The 19,489-nt window shown below is 51.4% G+C and carries 15 protein-coding genes and 1 riboswitch; of the genes, 2 read left to right on the top strand and 13 right to left on the bottom strand.

The annotated features are described in order from the left end of the window. Both ACTJJJ_RS19555 and ACTJJJ_RS19560 read left to right on the top strand, forming a co-directional pair. Positions 1 to 864 carry a chromate resistance protein ChrB domain-containing protein gene (locus ACTJJJ_RS19555; protein ID WP_440702719.1) on the top strand — a complete coding sequence of 288 codons (864 nt, stop codon included), beginning with the start codon at positions 1 to 3 and terminating at the stop codon, positions 862 to 864. A gap of 76 nt (positions 865 to 940) precedes the next feature. Next, positions 941 to 1,480 carry a hypothetical protein gene (locus tag ACTJJJ_RS19560; RefSeq protein ID WP_440702720.1) on the top strand — a complete coding sequence of 180 codons (540 nt, stop codon included), beginning with the start codon at positions 941 to 943 and terminating at the stop codon, positions 1,478 to 1,480. Positions 1,481 to 1,486: 6 nt separating this feature from the next. Here ACTJJJ_RS19560 and ACTJJJ_RS19565 read toward each other — a convergent pair whose 3' ends face one another. The 13 genes from ACTJJJ_RS19565 to ACTJJJ_RS19625 form a co-directional block, all read right to left on the bottom strand. Beyond that, positions 1,487 to 1,741: a hypothetical protein gene (locus tag ACTJJJ_RS19565; protein ID WP_426295432.1), complete on the bottom strand. Its 255-nt coding sequence runs from the start codon at positions 1,739 to 1,741 to the stop codon at positions 1,487 to 1,489. Positions 1,742 to 1,870: 129 nt separating this feature from the next. Further along, the gene (locus ACTJJJ_RS19570; RefSeq protein WP_188938058.1) at positions 1,871 to 3,316 is read right to left on the bottom strand and encodes a SusD/RagB family nutrient-binding outer membrane lipoprotein; all 1,446 of its coding nucleotides are present in this window, start codon (positions 3,314 to 3,316) and stop codon (positions 1,871 to 1,873) included. Between the two features lie 14 nt (positions 3,317 to 3,330). Beyond that, positions 3,331 to 6,525 carry a SusC/RagA family TonB-linked outer membrane protein gene (locus ACTJJJ_RS19575; protein ID WP_426295434.1) on the bottom strand — a complete coding sequence of 1,065 codons (3,195 nt, stop codon included), beginning with the start codon at positions 6,523 to 6,525 and terminating at the stop codon, positions 3,331 to 3,333. Between the two features lie 100 nt (positions 6,526 to 6,625). Next, positions 6,626 to 7,804 carry a cysteine desulfurase family protein gene (locus ACTJJJ_RS19580; protein ID WP_440702721.1) on the bottom strand — a complete coding sequence of 393 codons (1,179 nt, stop codon included), beginning with the start codon at positions 7,802 to 7,804 and terminating at the stop codon, positions 6,626 to 6,628. A 116-nt stretch (positions 7,805 to 7,920) separates the two neighbouring features. Further along, positions 7,921 to 8,014, bottom strand: a riboswitch (SAM riboswitch). Positions 8,015 to 8,126: 112 nt separating this feature from the next. After that, entirely contained in the window at positions 8,127 to 9,494 is a 1,368-nt protein-coding gene (locus ACTJJJ_RS19585) for a sulfatase family protein (protein ID WP_440702722.1), read from the bottom strand. A 54-nt stretch (positions 9,495 to 9,548) separates the two neighbouring features. Further along, complete coding sequence (locus ACTJJJ_RS19590) at positions 9,549 to 10,979, bottom strand: sulfatase (RefSeq protein WP_440702723.1); 1,431 nt, start codon at positions 10,977 to 10,979, stop codon at positions 9,549 to 9,551. Positions 10,980 to 10,994: 15 nt separating this feature from the next. Beyond that, positions 10,995 to 12,374: a sulfatase gene (locus ACTJJJ_RS19595; protein WP_440702724.1), complete on the bottom strand. Its 1,380-nt coding sequence runs from the start codon at positions 12,372 to 12,374 to the stop codon at positions 10,995 to 10,997. A gap of 19 nt (positions 12,375 to 12,393) precedes the next feature. Next, a complete protein-coding gene (locus ACTJJJ_RS19600) occupies positions 12,394 to 13,752 on the bottom strand; it encodes a sulfatase-like hydrolase/transferase (RefSeq protein WP_440702725.1) in 1,359 nt (452 codons plus the stop codon). Continuing rightward, complete coding sequence (locus ACTJJJ_RS19605; protein ID WP_440702726.1) at positions 13,749 to 15,359, bottom strand: arylsulfatase; 1,611 nt, start codon at positions 15,357 to 15,359, stop codon at positions 13,749 to 13,751. Before ACTJJJ_RS19605 ends, ACTJJJ_RS19600 begins: the two co-directional genes overlap by 4 nt. 24 nt (positions 15,360 to 15,383) lie before the next feature. After that, positions 15,384 to 15,548 carry a hypothetical protein gene (locus ACTJJJ_RS19610; RefSeq protein ID WP_426295441.1) on the bottom strand — a complete coding sequence of 55 codons (165 nt, stop codon included), beginning with the start codon at positions 15,546 to 15,548 and terminating at the stop codon, positions 15,384 to 15,386. A gap of 25 nt (positions 15,549 to 15,573) precedes the next feature. Continuing rightward, positions 15,574 to 17,076 (bottom strand): sulfatase, encoded by a 1,503-nt coding sequence (locus tag ACTJJJ_RS19615; protein WP_440702727.1) that lies wholly within the window; start codon positions 17,074 to 17,076, stop codon positions 15,574 to 15,576. Between the two features lie 280 nt (positions 17,077 to 17,356). Beyond that, complete coding sequence (locus tag ACTJJJ_RS19620; RefSeq protein WP_188938036.1) at positions 17,357 to 18,037, bottom strand: hypothetical protein; 681 nt, start codon at positions 18,035 to 18,037, stop codon at positions 17,357 to 17,359. 58 nt (positions 18,038 to 18,095) lie between these two features. Next, positions 18,096 to 19,487 (bottom strand): sulfatase family protein, encoded by a 1,392-nt coding sequence (locus ACTJJJ_RS19625; protein ID WP_440702728.1) that lies wholly within the window; start codon positions 19,485 to 19,487, stop codon positions 18,096 to 18,098. Positions 19,488 to 19,489: the final 2 nt, after the last annotated feature.

The raw sequence follows: 19,489 nt of genomic DNA on the forward strand, positions 1-19,489 counted from the left end.
ATGAAATGGATCACCCGCGAACGCCCGAAAATCGACCGCCTCGCTTGCCCGTGGCTTATTCGGCGATTTATTGACGCCCATGCGGAAATCATTTATGTACCTGAAAACGAGGTACTGAACCAGGCCGAAAAACTCGACGCCACGCCATTCGACATTCCGGGCGTCGAGTTCACACATTATGACGATCAATGCACGTTCGACTATTTTATCAGGAAGTACGAGCTGAAAGATCCCGCGCTGCTCATCCTCGCACCCATCGTGCGCGGGGCTGATACCGACGACCACGCCATCGCATTGCAGTCCTCGGGGCTCTGGGCCATTTCGGCCGGACTGGCTTACAATACCCAAAATGATCAGGAATTGCTGGAAAAGGGAATGCTGATTTACGACGCGCTATATAGCTGGGCAATGCATTTGAGGAAAGAAAAGCACACGCAGAGCCCAACCGAACATTTGCTTTTACAGATCTATAAAACCTACATCAGCAACAAAGAAGAAAAGAAAACGAAGGTGCCCGCCTGGACGAAAGACCTCAAAAACATGATCCAGGACCACATTGATACCAATCTAAACCTGAACCTCAAAATCGCGTCCGAAGAACTGGACGTGAACCCGGCCTATTTGTCGCGGGAGTTCTCGCGGTATTTCGATAACCTTTCGTTCGGCGAGTACATTCGCAAGCAGCGAATCGAAAAAGCCATTCAATTGCTCGAATTCTCGGAGGATACTTTGGCCGAAATCGCTTACCTGACCGGATTTTCAGATCAAAGCCATTTTAACCGCGTTTTCAAGGCACATACAGGTCAAACGCCTTCGGAATACAGAAAAGCTTTCCGAAAAGGTAAAGGAAATACAAAACGTTAAAATCGTTCTATCCTGCCCGGCAATTGGTTTATAGAATTGCATTGCGGTTTCCGCTTTCATTCTAAAACTAATGGTTATGCTCCGTCATTTTACCGGAAAACTCCTTTTTACGCTCTGTACATTCATTTCACTCCCATTCAGCGCTGCACGTGCACAACAGCAAGTGCAGCCTGCTGCCGCGCCCGTATACCCGCGTGTGGCGGGCTACGTAGGCATTCTGCACCCCATCGTCACGTTCAGCAATGAGGGTACAACCACCAATTTCGACAGCTACTATGTTGTGGGCCTGCCTACTGGCATTAATATCTGGAAAAGCTCGAAAATAGGATTTTCGGCGGAGTTTGTCCCGTTAATCAGGGCTGAGAAAGGGACCAGCAAGATGGCCAATTTCCTGTTCCATCCGGGCATTCTTGTGACATTAGCACCCGGGCTGACCTTCGCAGGCCGTGCCGCATTCGAGACGGCCGGGAGGTACGGCTTTACGCCGGTTTTGAATAAAATCGTGAAGAAAAATAAGAACAGCGGCTATTTTGTGGCAGTTCCGGTGCCGTTCCGCTTCGGGAACGGACACCCGGCGTCCGTCACAGTAGGGTTTCAGTTTGGGATCACATTCTGATCACGATCAACAACACAAAGAGCTATCCATGATCCGTTCAACTTCTGAAATGTCGCGATTACGGCGGATCAGTGTCATGATTTTTTCGAAGTCGATCAGCTGGGAGGCCTCGAACGCGATTACGCCCACGAAGCTTTTGCCTTTGCTGATAAAATTCAAATGCCTGATCTTCACGCCTTTTACAGACTCCACACTGGAAGTTATTTTGTGCAGGTTGGCGGCATTCCGGTAAATGACCCGGAGAAAAAACGTTTTGCTCATTGGTGTTGATGTTTATGTGGTTTGTTGAGAATATCAGTACGGACCGCTGACCGCGGTCGGCGGTCCATACTACCTTTACGCCCCAAGCGGCGATTTGGTGCCAGTTGGGCACATTAAATTTTGTTAAAATTAGAATGCATCGAACCAAAGCCTGGTCGTCAGGCGGTCTTCTCCCTGGGCGGCTACGGCTGCTTTGTAATTGGCCGCATTCAATGCCTGCTCGCCGGTGGGGTATGTGAGGCGCAGCGGCAATTTGCCGTTCAAAACGCCTGCATAGGCCGGTTTCAGCTGCGGGTAATCCAGCCGGCGCCATTCTGCGAAGGCTTCCAGGCCCTGGCTGAACAATGCAATCCACTTCTGCTCCCCGATTGATTTTTTAAAGGTTGCCGCATTGTAAGCTACCGATGGCTGGGCCAAATAGGCTGTAATGTCCGCATTACCTACTTTGAACTGCTGCAACGAAGCTGTCACTGCCGCTTTGTACAGATCAGGCGCACTCTCGGAAATAAAACCGCGCTGTGCAGCTTCCGCGAGGTTAAACAACACCTCCGCGTAGCTTACAAAAACCGCCGGCGAAGCAGCAGCCGTGAAATAGTCGCCCAGTTTAGAGGTTTTGGTAAAACCCAGTTTCGCCGCCGAATCGGCAGGAAGGCCGTTTGTTACACCAATGTAGCCGGTAGGCGTCGCATCCACGGTTTTGTTCGCGAAAACAGCAAGACGCGGGTCTTTCAGCTCCTGCAACTTATCGATGATCGATTTGCTGACGCGGTAATCGTCGCGGGTTTCACGGTCGCGGGAAACGGGATTCTGATTGGGCGAGGCGAGGTAAATCAACTGCGCGATCTCGTCATTGGACGCAATGAGCGCCGTTTTGTCTTTGGCCAGTTCCGTAACGACCGCTTTGGCGGTTTCAGGTTCCTTGTCGGCAATGCGCAAGGCAATACGCAGACGCAGGGAATTGGCAAATTTCTTCCATTTGGTGAGGTTGCCATTGTAAACGAGGTCGCCGCCAATCGGTGCGCCGGTGGTATTGATCAGTTCGGTTGCCTTTTTGAGGTCATTCAAAAGACCGAGGTAGACATCCTTTTGTGAATCATACTTGGGCGTCAGTGTCTCTTCCAGTTTCAGTGCCTGGCTGTAAGGAATGTCGCCGTACAAGTCGGTCAGTAATTGAAATGACCACGATTTCAGGATCAGGCCTACCGCCTGGTAGTTGGTATTCCCACTCTCCTCCCCGAGTTTGATGATCGTTGCGAAGTCGGTCAACCCCTGCGAATAGAGGTTCGTCCAGACGTTCTGCACATTGGCAATACTCACGGTGTACTTATCGGGGTCCGTATATTGGATTTTGGCCCAATGCTGGATGAACAACGTGGTCGTTTCCATCGATGCATCCGAGCCGAGCGTCAGGTCCGCATTCGATTTGATCGCGTTCGCCAGCAAATATTCCGGCTGTGCCTTGATCGCCTCGTTCGGGTTGGTATTGGTTTCTTCCAGTTGATCCTGGCAAGCCGTCAATAACAGGCTGGCGGCAGCGATCACAAATCCTTTGGTAATAATATGATTGGTACGCATGAATTCGGGTTAATTTAGAAGCCTAATGAAATGTTGAATCCGTAAGAAGCGGTCGTCGGCAGCTGCAACGATTCGAGTCCCTGTCCGGTATTGCCGGTATTGAATGCCGTTTCAGGATCGATATTGTCCGCTTTCTTTTGCAGGAACGCCAGGTTACGGCCGTACAGCGAGAACACGAGGCTTTGCAGTTTGAATTTGGAAATGAATGTCTGCGGAACCGTGTAACCCAATTTCACCTCGCGCAATTTGATGAACGATGCATCGAACACGCTCGCTTCGTTGATACCGGCGCTGTTGCTGTATACGCCTTTGTAATAGCGCTCCGCCGGCACGATCACCGTGTTAGGCTTACCATCTGTCGCTACGCCTTTGGCAATAATACCATCGTCGTACACGACCGCACCTGTCGGGGCGGCGGCGGCATTGGCCACCTGCACGGCCACCCCGGCTTTGTTGTTGCCTGGGTAATAGTAGGTCAATCCGCCATGATCGGCATCGCGGCCCGCCAAAGTCGATTTCAGTACGCCCGTGTAGCGGCCGGTAGCATTGGTAGCCGAGTAAATGGAGCCGCCTTGCTTGGTATCGATGAGTACGCTCAAATTAAATCCTTTGAAAGAGAATGAGTTGTTGATGCCCCCCATCCATTTGGGCGTATAGTGCCCCAGTACCTGCAAGCTCGGGTTCTTCGTAGGTAATCCATTCGCACCGATAACCTGCTCGCCTGCCTCGTTCCGTGCAAATGCAGAGCCAAAAATAGCGCCATAGCCAAGCCCTTTGCTCGCATAAACGGTTACGCCGTTGGTACCCAGTTTGTAATCGTTCAGGAAGCCCTCGTCGTCGAGTTCCACCACTTTGCTGCGGTTTCTCGAAAAATTAATCCCGATATCCCATCTGAAACCCGATTCCGTTTCTATAGGCTTCACATTCAGCATGGCCTCGACACCCCGGTTGTTGATGTGCCCTGCGTTCAGAAGTTTCTGTTTATAACCCGTAGAAGGGCTTACATCCGCACGCAATATCTGGTTATAGCTATCTGTATTATAATAACTTACGTCCAACCGAACCCGATTACGGAACAATGCCACATCGGCCCCTATTTCTGTCGACTGGGTAATTTCAGGTTTCAGATTCGAGCTTAATAACACGTCCGAAACCGTCAGCAAAGGCGCGCTGCCGAAGGGCTGGTTGAATGGATAAGTGTTCACCAGTTGATAAGGATCCGTGTCCTTACCCACCTCGGCCCAGCCGCCGCGGAGTTTGGCATAGGTAAGCACGTTGGACTTGATATTGAATGCGTCAGTCAACACCAAACTCGCATTCACCGACGGGTAGAAGTACGAATTATTACCGGTAGGCAAGGTCGACGACCAGTCGTTACGGGCAGTCAGGTTCAGGAACGCGTAGTTACGAAAACCCAGTTGCGCCGAACTGAATGCACTGTAAACCTTTTGCTTGCGTAGCACATTATAAGACACAAGCGGGTCGCGGGAGTTATTCAGCGTGTACAAATCGGCCACTGCCAGGCGAGGTGCTTGCTGGTAGTTCTGCTCGTTAAAGTTGCTGCGAATGTTCCCGCCCACGAGCCAGTCGAGTTCAAAATCCGGACTTACGTTTTTGTGAAAGTTGAAATTGAAATCGGTATTGTTCTCGTTTACGACGTAACTATCCTCGGTGTAGGAGCCGTATGGTGTCCCGTTGGTGCCGTAAGCGACCTTAAACTTGCGTTTGTCGTTATAATAGTCGTTACCGGTACGCACATTGGCAGTGAGCCAGTCGGTGATTTTATAGGACAAATTCACATTGCCGAAAAAGCGGTCGCGACGCTGCTGGGCGGTGTTTTCATATTGCAGCAGGTAAGGATTGCTGTAATAGCTGTGGTTCCAGTTGTAATCAAAACCGCCTTTGTTGTAATCCTTCAATAATTCGGTATCCACCTGGCGACCAAACCACAGGAATTGGAGCATTACGCTGCTTCCGCGGCCAGAAGTACCGGGCAGGTTGTCCGAGGCGCTCCGGGCAAAATTCGCACTCGTCGACAGCGTCAGCTTGTCGTTCAACCGGTAAGTCGTATTCACCCCGAATGAATTTTTGGAAATATCCGTATTCGGGATCACCCCTGTTTGTTTGCTGTTGTTGAATGAAAAACGGTAATCCAGCTTGTCGTTCGAGCCGGCAACCGACACGCCGGTTGTGCGCGTGTGGCCTGTTTCAAAGAAATTCTTCACATTGTCGGGATGTGCAACAAACGGGGCCGCCTCGCCATTCGAGAAGAACTGCGGGATGAGCCGCCCGTCCATTCTTGGCCCCCAGCTTTCGTCGGTCGCGTCGTTGATACCGCCGCCTTTTCCGTTGACATAGGAAAATGCACCGCCGGTTCCCTGGCCAAAAACGTTCTGATATTCAGGCAATACCAGTAGTTTTTCGGAAGAATAACCAAAATTCAGATTCACGCCGAGGCCGCGTTGCGCACCTTTCCCTGATTTGGTTTTAATCAAAATCACCCCGTTGGAAGCGCGTGAACCGTACAATGCAGCCGCATTGGGTCCTTTCAAAACGCTGATTGACTCGATGTCGTTCGGGTTAATGTCGGCGATCGCATTCGCAAAGTCACGCGAGCCGTTGGCTCCTGCGCCCAGCTGCGAGTTATCAACCGGGATACCGTCCACGACAAAAAGCGGCTGGTTATTACCTGCAATGGACGTTTCGCCCCGGATCACGATCCGCGACGAGCCCATCCCGCCCTGGGTATTGGTGATGTTCACACCGGCGATCTTGCCCGACAATGCGTTCACCAGGTTACCCTCACGCGCCTCGGCCACGTCTTTGGTCTGCAACTCCTGCACCGCATAACCGAGCGACTTCTTCTCTTTGGCAATGCCGAGCGCAGTAACCACTACCTCCTGCAAGATTGTCTCGTCGCTTTCGAGCTGCACGTCGAGCCTGCCGTCGCGCGGGACGGGTAACTCAATGGATTTCAAACCGATAAACGAAAATTTCAATATCGAACCGGCGTCGGCCTCGATGGCGTAATTGCCGTCGCCGTTGGTGGATGTGCCTTTGGAAGTGCCTTTGATGAGGACAGTCACGCCGGGCAGCGTTTCGCCCTTGGTGGAAGTCACCTTACCGGCAACCTGGATCGTTTGTGCCTGCACCGGTTGCAGCCAGGCGACACTGAACAGGAGGAAAATCAACACTAGATTTCTTTTCATGATGTGAATTGAAAGTTTACTCTACTTATTTTATAGATTTAATATACAAATGTAATACAACAAAAGACATTACCATACCCGGGCGCCTGTTTTGCACAAATTATGCCCAGCTGGCGGTCCTTTTCCAGCCTGTATGCGCGGACAAAGCCGGATCGGATTCGTAAATCCGCGTGATGGCATTGACCACAAGGTCCAGCTCTTCGAAAGTATTGAATTTGGAAAATGAGAAGCGGACGTTCTCTTTATCGGCCTCGCACGCCAGCGCCTGTATCACATGCGACGCGCCCCCGCCCTGGCAGGCGCTCCCTCCCGAAACCGCGATTCCGATCTGATCCAGTTTCGCCACCACGCTTCCTGTGCTCAAACAGGGAAATGACACGTTCAGCACGTTAGGAACGCTGTTTTCGATGGATTTACTCTCGCCATTATAACAAATACCCTCGATACCGCTGATCGCCAGCTTCGAAATAAGGTATTGTTTCAGTTTACAGACCTTGCTCCGACTTGCGTCCAAATTGCGATAAGAAACTTCGAGTGCCTTAGCCAGCCCCACTATCCCGACGACATTCTCCGTCCCTCCACGTTGGCCGCGCTCCTGTCCGCCGCCGTAAATCAGCGGTTTCAGGTGGTGTTTTTTATGAATGTAAATAAATCCAACACCTTTCGGGCCGTGGAACTTATGGGCCGATCCTACAAGAAAATCGATATCCGTTTCCGCCAGATCGAATTGCACTTTGCCCATCGTTTGCGTTGTGTCGGTAAAAAACACGGCATTATACCGCCTGGCCAGCAAACCGATCGCCTGAATATCCGTCACATTGCCGATCTCGTTGTTCCCGTGCATAAGTGCGATGAGCGTGCGCGGGTTCGCCCGAAGGAGGTTTTCGAGATGGTACAGATCCACGTTGCCGCGCTCATCGAGTTTCACGAAACTGGTTTCGATATCGCCTTCTTTTTCGTGGCGTTTCAGCGTTTGTAAAACCGCCTTGTGTTCGATGCGGCTGGTGATGACGTGGCTGAGATCGTAAGCCTGGATCGCACCGGACAATGCGAGGTTGATTCCCTCCGTCGCGCCGGCGGTGAAATAAATCTCTTCCGGAGAAGCTCCCAGCAGATGCGCTACTGTACGGCGCGCATTATCTACTGCTTCTTTCACTCTTCTTCCCGCACTGTGCGCAGAAGAAGGATTGGCGTAATGTGTGGTCAAAAATGGCAGGATCGCCTCAATCACTTCCGGGTCCAGCGCTGTCGTGGCCGCATTATCCAGATAAATTTCCATGTGCCTTTGTTTGTTGTTGATCAAAGTTTGCCAGCGGTAGTGCACACGTACCCTACGGCTTGCAACAGCCTGGATTACTACGCAATACCAGATTCACTACTGTGGTTGGATTTTCAGATTTATCAATAGAATTAGGTTGGGGCACCTTGACGAGTCACAGGTTGCCAGAAGATCACAGAGCCTAACCTCTCCCTTCGTTCTCGATAAATCTACAAATTCGATAGACAAAGATTGATAAAAGATTTTAAGAATGCAAAATAACGAGGGCGTTTTTTTGAAATTTCCGCCCTTGTTTTCGAAACGCAGGTAACAAACGCCCTCGTTATTTCACTTCTCTTTTCAACTCTTCATACCGCTTTCTAAGCTTTGCCAAGTGCGTTTTCTCCGAAGAACGCTTCGCAAGGTTCACCGTCTCATGCGGATCTTTGGCATTATCGTAAAGCTCCTCATACCCATGCTCTGTGTAAAGCATGTATTTCAAATCCTCAGTCACAACACCTTCCACTTTCGGCAAGCGGGGGCTTCCCAGGTAGGTATGTTCGTAGAAAAAATCCTTGCGGGCCGGCAACTTCTTTTGCTCGACTGCGAGGAGATTGTAGCCCTGAACAGCGGATGGTGCTCGTAGGCCTGCGGCAGAAAGAATAGTCGGCGCAATATCGATATTCAATGCAAGTTGATTGGAGGACCGGCCTTGCAGGCTTTTCGGCAACGCGCCACCGGAGATGATCAGCGGCACACGAATGGATTCTTCAAAACCAAACCACTTACCTTCCAAACCATGCTCGCCAAGCGAAAAGCCATTATCACCCATGAAGATAATGAGGGTATTCTGATCGATTTTCAGGTCTTTGAGCTGCGCTACCATATTGCCCACTACTTCGTCGACGCCGGTAATGAGGCGGTAGTAATCGCGGGTGGTTTGCCGGCGCAGTTCGGGCGTCGATAGCAATGGTTTCCACCGGTCGCGGCCGATGTTCTGGTCGGTGCGAAAGAATGCCGGGAGGCTGTCCCAATACTGCGGCGCGGCAGTGAGCGGGTCGGGGATTTTTACGTTTTCGTATAAGGGTTTGAAACGCTTCTGAACGGGATATTGCGGCGGGTTACCGTCGAGCTCATGCGGTGCTTTGAAGCTTACCGAAAGGCAGAAAGGGGCTTCCTTACCCGCAAAACGTTCTAGAAATTGCGTAATATCCTTGCCGACACTATCGGTGTGGTGAATGAGATGACCGCTTTGATTGACCAGCTCATATGGTGGCTGGCCTTCCTTTTTCGCAGCCCAGTAATCAAACAGCGTATCCGGCTGATTCTTCACCCCGATCCCGAATTTACCTATGAAACCAATCTTGTAACCCGCCTTTTTCAGCAATGCCGGATAGGTGTCGGCCAGGGCAGCGGGTTTGAAATCCACATTAAAATCGTTGATCCCGTGCCTGGACATGTATTGACCACTCAACAAACTTGCGCGGCTCACCATGCATATGGCCGTGGTTACATGCGCATTCCGGAACAAAATTCCCCGTTTCGCCAACGCGTCGAGGTGCGGGGTTTGGATAATATTGTTTCCCATCGCACCCAGCGCATCCCAGCGGTGATCGTCGGTAAGAAGGAAAATGATATTGGGCCTTTTTGCCTGCTGTCCAATTGCCCCCTGTGCAAACAACAGCAGGGCGATAATCATAGTCTTTTGCATTATCGTACAAAGCCAAATAACCTTCGAATCTTTGACATGACCCTATATTTTTCCCTATTTCGCTGCCGCTTGCTCCGCTTCGGGATAGCCCTTCTTCAACAACACAGCCAGCTCGTTGACCGTAATCACGAAATTATTGTCCTTCGCCAGATTGGTAAATTCGCCCGGGTCTTTTTGGTGATCATACAGTTCCACACCAGCCTTGCCCCCATCCCATTCGGTATAGCGGAAACGTTCCGTACGTACACTGCGCCCGAAAATCTGGCCTCTCCGAACCTGTGTATAGGCAGGTTTATTCCAAACGGCAGACGGGTTTTTGAGCAGCGGCGTGAGGCTTTTGCCCTGCAAATTCTGCTTAGGATCGAGCCCGCATAGCTCGGCCAGTGTCGGGTAAATATCGACGAGCTCCACCGTCCGACCGGATGCTTTTCCCTTCGTACCGCCCGGAACGGAGATGATCAGCGGCACGCGCGCGGAGTTTTCGAAAAGGCTTTGTTTCATCCACTGCCCGTGCTGACCAACATTATAACCATGATCGCTCCAAAGCACGATAATGGTTTTTTCGGCGAGTTTCAGTTTGTCAACGGCATCAATAAGTTTCCCCACCTGCGCATCCATGAAAGTGATAGTTGCATAATAGGCCCGCAATGCCTCACGACGTTTCACTTCATCGAGCCCCCAGTGCGGCGGTTTGGTAAACAATGCAGCCTCGGGAACGTCGTCGAGGTCATTGGGGATCTCTTTGGGAAGCGGCACCTTGTCTACCGGGTACATATCAAAGTATTTCTGGGGTGCCACGTAAGGCGTATGCGGCCTGAAAAAGCCGACGGCAAGGAAAAACGGCTCATTCTTTTTCTCGGTCATAATTTTGATTGCCTCACTGGCGATTAGCCCGTCGGTCTGCTCCTCGTCGGTGCCTTCGGTGGCCCGCCATGCCAGCGCGCTGCCGAGACCGCGGTCGGGTGTGAGGTTTTTGATCAACGCCTCCTCAGCCTTGTCCCGGCCCTTGGGATTCACACGCTGGTTCCACGAATCCGGGTCGTCGAGTCCGTCGGTACCGATCTGGCCCGGTACGCCGTAATGGTAGATCTTTCCAACCCGCGCACTGTAATAGTCGTTGTTTTTGAAAAGCTGCGGCAGCGTGACTATATCTGGCAGGTTTTTGCGAAAATGAGTCTGCAACTCGTAAATCTTCGTCACATCGGGCCGCTGGCCGGTGAGCAACGACGAACGGCTCGGGCTGCAAAGCGGAAATTGTGTGTAAGCCTTATCGAACCGGACGCCGCGTTTGGCAAGCCGGTCAATATTCGGGGATTTGACGAATGTATTGCCGTAAGTACCGAGGTCGTTGTTCAGGTCGTCGACCGCGATAAACAGGACATTGTACTTCGGTTTGGCCTTATCGTCGCCGTCGGCGGCAACCGACGCCGCAAAAGGGGTGAGTGACAGCGCCGCCAGCGCCAGTAATGCATATTTTTTCATCATAGATTATAGTTTGATTTACTCCTTACCCTCTTTCACGGTGGGCGCATCCTTTGCATTGTTTTTTGGCAAAGACTTTGCCAGCTCCGCCTTCACCGACGCATATTTCACGTTATTAGCCAGGTTTTTCCATTCCTGCGGATCGGCATCATGGTCGTAAAGCTCCTCTGAGCCGTCATTGTAGCGGATATAGCGGTATTGCTCAGACCGCACCGCATGATTGCCGAAACCATGCGTGGTAATCGAAGGATGGTTCCACGCAGCTGCCGGGTTTTTCAGCAGGGCCACAATACTATTCCCCTCCACACCCTTTTTAGCAGGTAATTTACACAATTCGGTGAGGGTCGGGTAAATATCCATCAGGTTCACTGTGCGTTCCGAAACACCACTGGCTTTGGACAAACCGGGTGCATAGACGATAAACGGCACCCGCGAAGCCTCTTCCCACAAGGCAAACTTCCGCCAATGTTCCTTTTCGCCCAGGTGCCAACCATGGTCGCCAAAGAAGACAATTACCGTATTTTTGGCATACTCGCTGTTCTCCAACGCATCGAGCAAGCGGCCGATCTGCCCGTCGGCAAACGTAATGCTGGCCAGGTACCCTTGTACCGCTTTTTCCCATTGCTTATGCTCGACGATAAACTTATGATCGCCCTTCGGCTTGGCGATTTTCACACCGGCATCCGGCACATCCTGCAAGTCGTTGGCAATGGTTTTGGGTAGTTTAATGGAAGAGAGCGGATATTGGTCAAAATACTTTTGAGGGACGTACCAGGGCAAATGCGGCCTCGTGAAACCCACAGCCAGAAAGAATGGCTTTTCATGTTTATCCTTTAAAAAACCAATCCCTTCATTCACTACCTTATAATCACCCATATCCTCATCCTGCACATTCACAGGGCTCCAATCGAAATGCGCGAAACCATTTACCGGGCCTTTGGGAGGCTCGGGCGATTTGGGCACATCGAAATAGGAAGGCCAGGAAGCCTTGTCGTTGAATGCATTATGGAAAATCTTGCCCGCTCCCTTCACTTCATAGCCATTGGCCGTGAAATACTGAGGGATGGTCACCGCATCCTTCAACGCAGGGCGCCAGGGCTGGTTGTTATGGTAAACGCCCGAGCTCGACGGCCTCACGCCCGTAAGCAAGCTTGCCCTCGAGGGATTACACGCGGGTGCAGAGCAATATGCTCTCGTGAAAATCACCCCCTTCTTCGCCAGCTTGTCGATATTCGGCGTTTTGATACCCGGATACCCGCCAAAAGGCCCTATCCAATCGTTCATGTCATCGACAGCGACGAATAGGACGTTGTATTTGGTATCTTGGGCAAATGCATCCAGGGCTGGTAACGCCGCCAATGTCAGCAGCAATGCTGTCCTTTTGAATCTTCTGATCATCGTATCCATTTTAAATGCGTTATTCCCCTTTATCCGCAAATGCCGGATCGGGCTCTAACCCCGGCAATATCACTTTCGCTACACCCGGATCGCCGAATTTCCAGGCCGGCAGCTTATCCATTTCGGTCTGAAATACCTTTCTGATCTTCTCTCCTTCTACACCTGCCTTACCTAATGCAATCGGACTTTTCTCTTCAATATCCTTTTGCAAATCATAAAACCGGCCATCTGAGTAAAGCTTGTAATGGTGGTCCCTGAAAAACCGGGCCGATTGCTTGTTGGCACCTTCGGAATGAATAGGCTGGTAATGCGAGAAAATCCATTTACGGGGTGTGCCTTTTTCCCCTTTGATCTGCGGCAAAATGCTGGCACCGTCGGTATTCCAGCCTGTGGGCACATTCACATTCGCGGCTTGCGCGATGGTCGGAAGAATGTCCGTGAAATCCACGAGGTCATTCGTTTCGTGGGTTTTGTAGCGACCCGAGCCCCAGTTCACGATCAGCGGCACATGATGCCCCCGATCGATCGTCAGTCCTTTACCGCCTTGCAGCTTGCTGCCGTCTTTCAGCTGCGTCACGATCGGCCTTCCGGTGCCGTTGTCGCCGGTAAAAATAATGATGGTATTCTCATACAGCCCGAGGTCTTTCAGCTTCTGCACGATCTTTCCTACATTTTTATCCAGATAAGAAACCATATCCCTGAAATTGGCCGTGTCCTTTTTGAAACGGCCTTCCACGTCTGGCTTCCAGCTTTTACTATCGGGAGTAGGCAGAAAAGGATCGTGGACGAGCGCCATAGGAAAATAGGCCAGAAACTTGCGATCCTTGTTCTTTTCGATAAAGTTGAGCAGATAGTCGGTAAAAATATCCGGCCCGTAATCATCCGCATCCGTTTTCAGTATCTCCCCATCACGATCGATAAGCGGTTTGGCATAGCGCTCCCCATCGCGGCGGGGCTTGCTAAGCTGCCATAGACAATACTGATCAAAACCAAAATGCTTAGGTAATTTCTGGTTGGCCCCGAGCTGCCATTTACCGGCAATGGCGGTGGTGTAACCCGCTTCCTTTGCCAGATGCGCAAACGTTTTCTGGTCCTGGTTCAGAAAACCGAATTCGGAGTAGTTTTTGTAATTATACTTCCCCGTCATAATCTGCACGCGCGACGGCGTGCAAAGCGGTTGCGAGAAGCCGTAATTGAACTTCAAACCCTCTTTCGCGAGCTTATCGATATTCGGGGTCTGGTAGGTGCTTCCGTATGCGCCAATGCATTCCCTACCCATATCGTCGGCGAGGATCAGTACGATGTTGGGCGTTTGCTTTTGGGCGCGGGCCGGTGCGAGCGCGAAGAGCGTCAGAAGCAGGGTCAGGTGTTTTTTCATTTGGATTGCTGTTTGGCTTTATCGTAATCATAAAACCATTTGAAGGTCTTGTCATAATCTTCGGCGCCTACGCGTTTGTACCATGCTTCATATTTGGCCACGAGCTTTTTTGCGATTTCAGGCTGCTTTTCGAACTGGTCGTTCAGCTCCGTGCGGTCTTTTTCTACGTCGTACAGTTGCCATTTCTCCATCTTTTCCGCGACCAGTTTCCATTTGCCGTCTCGAACAGCGCGGTTGCCTTCGTGTTCCCAGAAGATCGGGTTTTTGCGGTTTATAGGCTTGCCTGTGAATGCAGGCTTCAAACTGGCCCCTTCCAGCGGCTGAATGGTATTGCCGGCATAGGTCGTCGGATATTTGGCATTACCCAAATCCGCCACCGTAGCCATAATATCGATAATATGCGCCGGTTGCCGTTCGAACTTGCCAATGCGCGCCGCTGGAATACCCGCCGGCCAAGAGATAATGCCCGGTGAAGAGATCCCCCCTTCGTGGGTATGATGCTTGTAACCCCAAAATGGCGTACAAGCCGCTTCCGCCCAGCCCTGGCCCAGGAAAACGGTCGACTTCGCCGTGCCCGGCCGATCGCCTTCATAGCGGCCCTCAATGCCCGGCTCGGCATTACCGCCGTTGTCCGACACGAAAAGAATGACGGTATTTTCAAAAACACCACGTTTTTTCAGGCCGGCTACCAGGTCACCGATGCTTTTATCGAGCCGGTAGATCACCGCCGCGTAAATCGCCATCATATCGTCGTAGCGCTTTTTCTCGGCATCGGTCAGGCTGTCCCACTTCTTCACATTCGGATTAATGGGGGGCAGTTTCCACGACGGGTCCACCAACCCGAGTTTGACCTGCTTTTCATACCGCTCCTGGCGCAGCTTTTCCCAGCCTTTCAAATATTTGCCGCGGAATTTGGCAATATCCTCTTCGGGTGCCTGCAAGGGGAAATGCGGTGCATTGTGTGCGAGGTAAAGCAAAAACGGCTTTTTCTCAGCCGCGGCCTCATCGATGAACCGCAGCCCGTAATCCGTCCAAAGGTCGGTGGAGTACCAGTCCTTGGGGAGCTTGTCGGAGTCGTTCGCAATCTCCTCTCCATTCAAAAACAGCTTCGCATTATTGCCATTTCCATAATAAAAACCTCCCGCAGGCGCGTGCAGCGAGCGCTCGAAGCCGCGGTTGGACGGGTATACGCCATGCTGGTGCCCTACGTGCCATTTACCGGTCATAGCCGTAAAATAGCCCGCGCTTTTCATCACTTCGGCGATGGTCACGCTGTTATGGTTCAATTGACCACGATAGGCCGGATGGTCGGCACCTTTATCGTCCATCATATGCCCGATACCCGCCTGGTGGCTGTACACGCCCGTGAGCAGGGCCGCGCGCGTGGGGCAACAACGTGCCGTATTGTAAAAATTGGTAAGGCGCACCCCGTTTTGAGCCAGTTTGTCAAGATTCGGCGTCGGGATTTCGCTGCCGTAACAACCCAGGTCGGCATAGCCGAGGTCGTCGGCCAGGATCACGATCACATTGGGTTTCTTTTGCGCGAAAACGGTCTGCGCGGCGAAGGTAACAGCCAGCAGGAGCCAGCTGATTTGTTTTTTATACATATATATGAATAATTATTTCAAAACTTACTGATACCGGATTGTCACCTTCTTCAACTTGCCTGTAAATGCAAACAGCGTCTGGTACTGATCCGACACCGCGAATTTCTGGTCGCGGTCCACGTCGGCACCATCGATCTGCCACGGCCCATGCGCCTGCATGGCCGCACTGATTCTGAAGAGCTTTTTCATTTTATTTTGGTATAATAAAAAATGACTATTCCTCTGTTGCTACCGTCGGGGCGCCATTGGGCTTTGGTTGGGTGCCCGGTGCATATTCCGGATTCAGTTGCGTTGGTATTGGCGCATTCGTCTTTTGTTTCCAGGCTTCGAGCTTGTCTTTCAGCTCTTTGGTTTTGACCGGATTGTATTTCGACAGATCTTTCGTTTCGCCAATGTCCGCGCGGATATTGTAAAGCTCGACGCGCCCGTCTTCATAAAACTGGTGCAGTTTGAAATCGCCTGAGCGGATGGTACTCACCGGCCGCGTGCGAAAAGCGTCTTTGTTCCGCTTATCGCCTTTGTAGGCTTCGAGGTAAGCCGGAAAATGCCAGAAAATGTCGCGCTGCGGGGCCGGTTTACCTGAAAGAAGGGGCACGAAGCTATCTCCGTCCACATCGGTATTCAACGGCTTTTGAATATTAGCCACTTCCAGCAATGTCGGGTAGAAGTCCACACCGATCACCGGCGAATCAGTTTGCGAACCGGCTTTGGTCTTGCCCGGCCATTTCACGATCAATGGCACGCGTACGCCGCCTTCGTAGAGCATTCCTTTGGAACCGCGCAACGGGTGCTGTGCCGTTACTGCTCCCATTCCGCCATTATCCGAGAAGAAAACGACCAGCGTATTTTCAGCGAGGTTCAATGCATCGAGTTGTTTCAAAACGCGGCCGATACCTTCATCGGCGCTTTGGATCATGGCTGCATATACAGGATTGTAGTGATTGCTGTCACCTTTCTTCGATTTGTATTTTGAGATAATATCCGCCTTGGCCTCGATCGGCGTATGCACGGCGAAATACGACAGGTAGAGAAAAAACGGCTTCTGCTTATTGCCGTCAAGGAATTTCAATGCCTCGTCGGTGAGCCGGTCGGTGAGGTATTCCCCTTCGTCCCCGGCGGTAATGCCTTCGTGCGGGGATGCTTTCCCATCTTTATTATAGGGATAAAAATAGGCGCTGGTACCGCCGGTACCGCCAATGACATGGTCGAAACCCTGGGCATGCGCGTCGGCGCCTTTGCCCTTGCCGCCCAACTGCCATTTACCGATCAGACCGGTGCTGTAACCGGCATTTTTCAGTTCCTCGGCAATCGTTACAAACGAAGGGTTCAGCACGGTATTATTCTCGATCGGGATCAGTTTCCGATCCACGGAGTTGCCGCGATCAGCATTACCGACGGTGTAAATGCCATGGCGCGGCGTGTATTTGCCCGTCATGAGCGAAGCGCGGCTGGGCGCACAGTTCGGCCCGACAGAATAGGCCTGCGAAAACCACATGCCTTCTTTCCGCAACCGGTCGATATTCGGCGTTTCGTAATACTTACTCCCCGCCGAACTTAGATCCGTCCATCCCCAGTCGTCGACGAGGATGAAGAGGATGTTGGGCTGGTCGCTCGTCTGCCCAGAGGCATCTTTCACCACACCATTGACCGTTTCCCGGGCATAAGAGTGACTCAAAAAGCCTGTGAGGAACAGGACCAAGTAGAGATACTTTCTCATTATCAGCATTAAGCGGGTTTAGTAAAAATCAAGGAAAATGTAACGTCATATCGTATACGCACCGATGCGCATGCATGAAACCCCGCCCCTGTTTTTAAAGCATTACAGGCATTTGTAAATGTACCGTCTGGAAATGGTGGTTATTTCCGGTCGACAGGAATTCCAATAAAATACTTACCCTATAAATTTAATCGACAAAATAAGGTTATCAAATCCAATAATGCAAGGAGCACCCTGCATTATTGGATTTTTTTAACGTGTAGTATTGAGTAGGGAACGATTAGTCCAGTTTGGTTACTTTCAAATCGGTAAAGTGCCCGAGCGTGCCCGGCCCGATCCACAGGCCGACGCTTCCGCGAAGGTCTTTTCCCTGTTTGAGGTCGTTGACAATCAATGTAGGCTGGGAAGCGCCATTCACATAAAACTTCGCAGTTTCGTCCTTCACCTCGATCTTCACCTTGGTCCATTCAGCCGGCAGCATGTCCGCATAGGCTTCGTATTTTTCGGGAGTTTCCTTCCGCAACTTCTCCCACGGGAACCCGGGCATCGAAACATATTGCGTGGAGTGGTTCCTGCGCATCTGGTCGTTGGCGCGGCCATTCGTCGGACGGATGTAAAACAGCTCCATTTTGGAAGTATCCGCAGCAACCCTGAATGCAATGCCAACAAACCCGCGTGCCCCTTCGCCGGAATTCGCCCTCGGCTGGCCCGAAATGGTGGCTTCGATCGTACCGTTATGAAAATCAATGCCTTTCAATACGGCTACTGTCTTTTCATTATTGGGCATTCCGGGCATTTCAAGGGCAATAGCTTGCTTTCCTTTAAAGTCAGTTGCTGTGACGGCCACCTGATAGGCTGTAAGCGAAGCGGGTTTGAGGACGATGTCCTGCGCTTTGGCAGAAGTAAACAAAAAGGACAGGGCGAATGAAAGCCCGACGGCGGTGGTGGTGATCTTTTTCATGGCTCGTTTTCAAGTTAAAATGGAATGGTTATCAAATACATAACCATTCCAAAACTACTTACTTGCCAGTAGTTTTCCCAGCTGCCCGATCCGCTCTTTTCTTGATATGGCTGTCGTCGGAGGGCATGCGCTGCACGAGCGGCAACGGAGTATCGCCTATTTTCTTTTTATAGGTTTCCAGCGAGGCCAGCAGTTCTTTCGCTTTCGCCGGGTTGGATTTCAAAAGGTTATTTTGCTCACCAATATCGGTTTTGAGGTTAAAAAGCAATGTATCCGCCGCCGGCACGATCGTCACATTGCCCATCTTCACATCCTTTTGCGGTAGCCTGATCTTCCAGTCGCCCTTGCGGTAGGCTTCAATAATACCGTTAGAGTAATAGGCAAACTCGTCACCTTTCCGTTTGCCGGTTCCGAACAGTATCGGGCTGATGTCTTCTCCGTCGAGCGGTTTTTTAGTTTGGGTTTTCTGGCTGCCTGTAAGGCTGATAATCGTCGGGTAAAAGTCCAGGTGCGATGCCAGATCGTCATAAACCGTCCCCGGCTTGATCTTACCCGGCCAATAAGCCACGGTCGGCACGCGCTGCCCGCCCTCGAAAGTGGTCCCCTTACCCTGCCGCAACGGCCCGGCCGAGCCACCTTCCACGTCGAAGATCAGCCAGGGGCCATTATCACTCGTGAATACTACGAGTGTATTTTCTTCCAGCCCATTCTTTTTCAATGCTTTTACAACCTCACCCACGCTCCAATCAAGTTCTTCAATCACATCGCCATACAAACCTCTTTGGGACTTACCCTCGAATTTCGGCGAAGCGTAGATCGGTACGTGCGGCATGTTATGGGTAATGTACAGGAAAAACGGCTTGTCCTTGTTTTGGTTGATAAACCGTACCGCTTCCTTCGTGTACGTCTGCGTAATGTATTTCTGGTTGACCTTCATACTGTCCACGTCGTTGCCGCGCAAGTAGGCTACGCCCATCATATCATTGCTGTACGGAATACCGTAATATTCATCGAAACCATTTTGTAACGGCAAAAACTGCCTGTGATGGCCCAAATGCCATTTGCCGAAGATCGCGGTGCGGTAACCATTGCCTTTCAAAGCCTCGGCGATGGTCACTTCTTCGGCAGGAATGCCCGTGAAGCTTTCAGGGAAAAACACATGATCGATTCCCAGCCTGCGCGGATAGCGCCCGGTAATAAGGGCTGCACGCGTGGGACTGCATACGGGTGAGGTGGAATAGAAGGAAGTCAGCTTGATACCATTCGTAGCCAGTCCGTCGATATTCGGCGTGCGAATATCTGTCGCGCCGAATGTACCAATGTCGCCATAGCCAAGGTCGTCGGCTAGGATGATCACGATATTAGGCTTGCGGGGTGTTTGGGCCTGCACTGTCAAGGCGGTCATCCAGGCGCCCAACAGCATTGCCGCACCTGTTAAAAGTGTTCTCATTG

Source organism: Dyadobacter sp. 22481 (assembly GCF_052044875.1).
Lineage (GTDB): Bacteria > Bacteroidota > Bacteroidia > Cytophagales > Spirosomataceae > Dyadobacter > Dyadobacter endophyticus.

Excerpts from the sequence above, each read along its gene's own strand:
- ACTJJJ_RS19605 (WP_440702726.1), bottom strand. The coding sequence starts at position 15,359 with ATGTATAAAAAACAAATCAGCTGGCTCCTGCTGGCTGTTACCTTCGCC.
- ACTJJJ_RS19625 (WP_440702728.1), bottom strand. The coding sequence starts at position 19,487 with ATGAGAACACTTTTAACAGGTGCGGCAATGCTGTTGGGCGCCTGGATG.
- ACTJJJ_RS19575 (WP_426295434.1), bottom strand. The coding sequence starts at position 6,525 with ATGAAAAGAAATCTAGTGTTGATTTTCCTCCTGTTCAGTGTCGCCTGG.
- ACTJJJ_RS19585 (WP_440702722.1), bottom strand. The coding sequence starts at position 9,494 with ATGCAAAAGACTATGATTATCGCCCTGCTGTTGTTTGCACAGGGGGCA.
- ACTJJJ_RS19620 (WP_188938036.1), bottom strand. The coding sequence starts at position 18,037 with ATGAAAAAGATCACCACCACCGCCGTCGGGCTTTCATTCGCCCTGTCC.
- ACTJJJ_RS19590 (WP_440702723.1), bottom strand. The coding sequence starts at position 10,979 with ATGATGAAAAAATATGCATTACTGGCGCTGGCGGCGCTGTCACTCACC.
- ACTJJJ_RS19570 (WP_188938058.1), bottom strand. The coding sequence starts at position 3,316 with ATGCGTACCAATCATATTATTACCAAAGGATTTGTGATCGCTGCCGCC.
- ACTJJJ_RS19565 (WP_426295432.1), bottom strand. The coding sequence starts at position 1,741 with ATGAGCAAAACGTTTTTTCTCCGGGTCATTTACCGGAATGCCGCCAAC.
- ACTJJJ_RS19615 (WP_440702727.1), bottom strand. The coding sequence starts at position 17,076 with ATGAGAAAGTATCTCTACTTGGTCCTGTTCCTCACAGGCTTTTTGAGT.
- ACTJJJ_RS19600 (WP_440702725.1), bottom strand. The coding sequence starts at position 13,752 with ATGAAAAAACACCTGACCCTGCTTCTGACGCTCTTCGCGCTCGCACCG.
- ACTJJJ_RS19560 (WP_440702720.1), top strand. The coding sequence starts at position 941 with ATGCTCCGTCATTTTACCGGAAAACTCCTTTTTACGCTCTGTACATTC.
- ACTJJJ_RS19580 (WP_440702721.1), bottom strand. The coding sequence starts at position 7,804 with ATGGAAATTTATCTGGATAATGCGGCCACGACAGCGCTGGACCCGGAA.
- ACTJJJ_RS19555 (WP_440702719.1), top strand. The coding sequence starts at position 1 with ATGAAATGGATCACCCGCGAACGCCCGAAAATCGACCGCCTCGCTTGC.
- ACTJJJ_RS19610 (WP_426295441.1), bottom strand. The coding sequence starts at position 15,548 with ATGAAAAAGCTCTTCAGAATCAGTGCGGCCATGCAGGCGCATGGGCCG.
- ACTJJJ_RS19595 (WP_440702724.1), bottom strand. The coding sequence starts at position 12,374 with ATGATCAGAAGATTCAAAAGGACAGCATTGCTGCTGACATTGGCGGCG.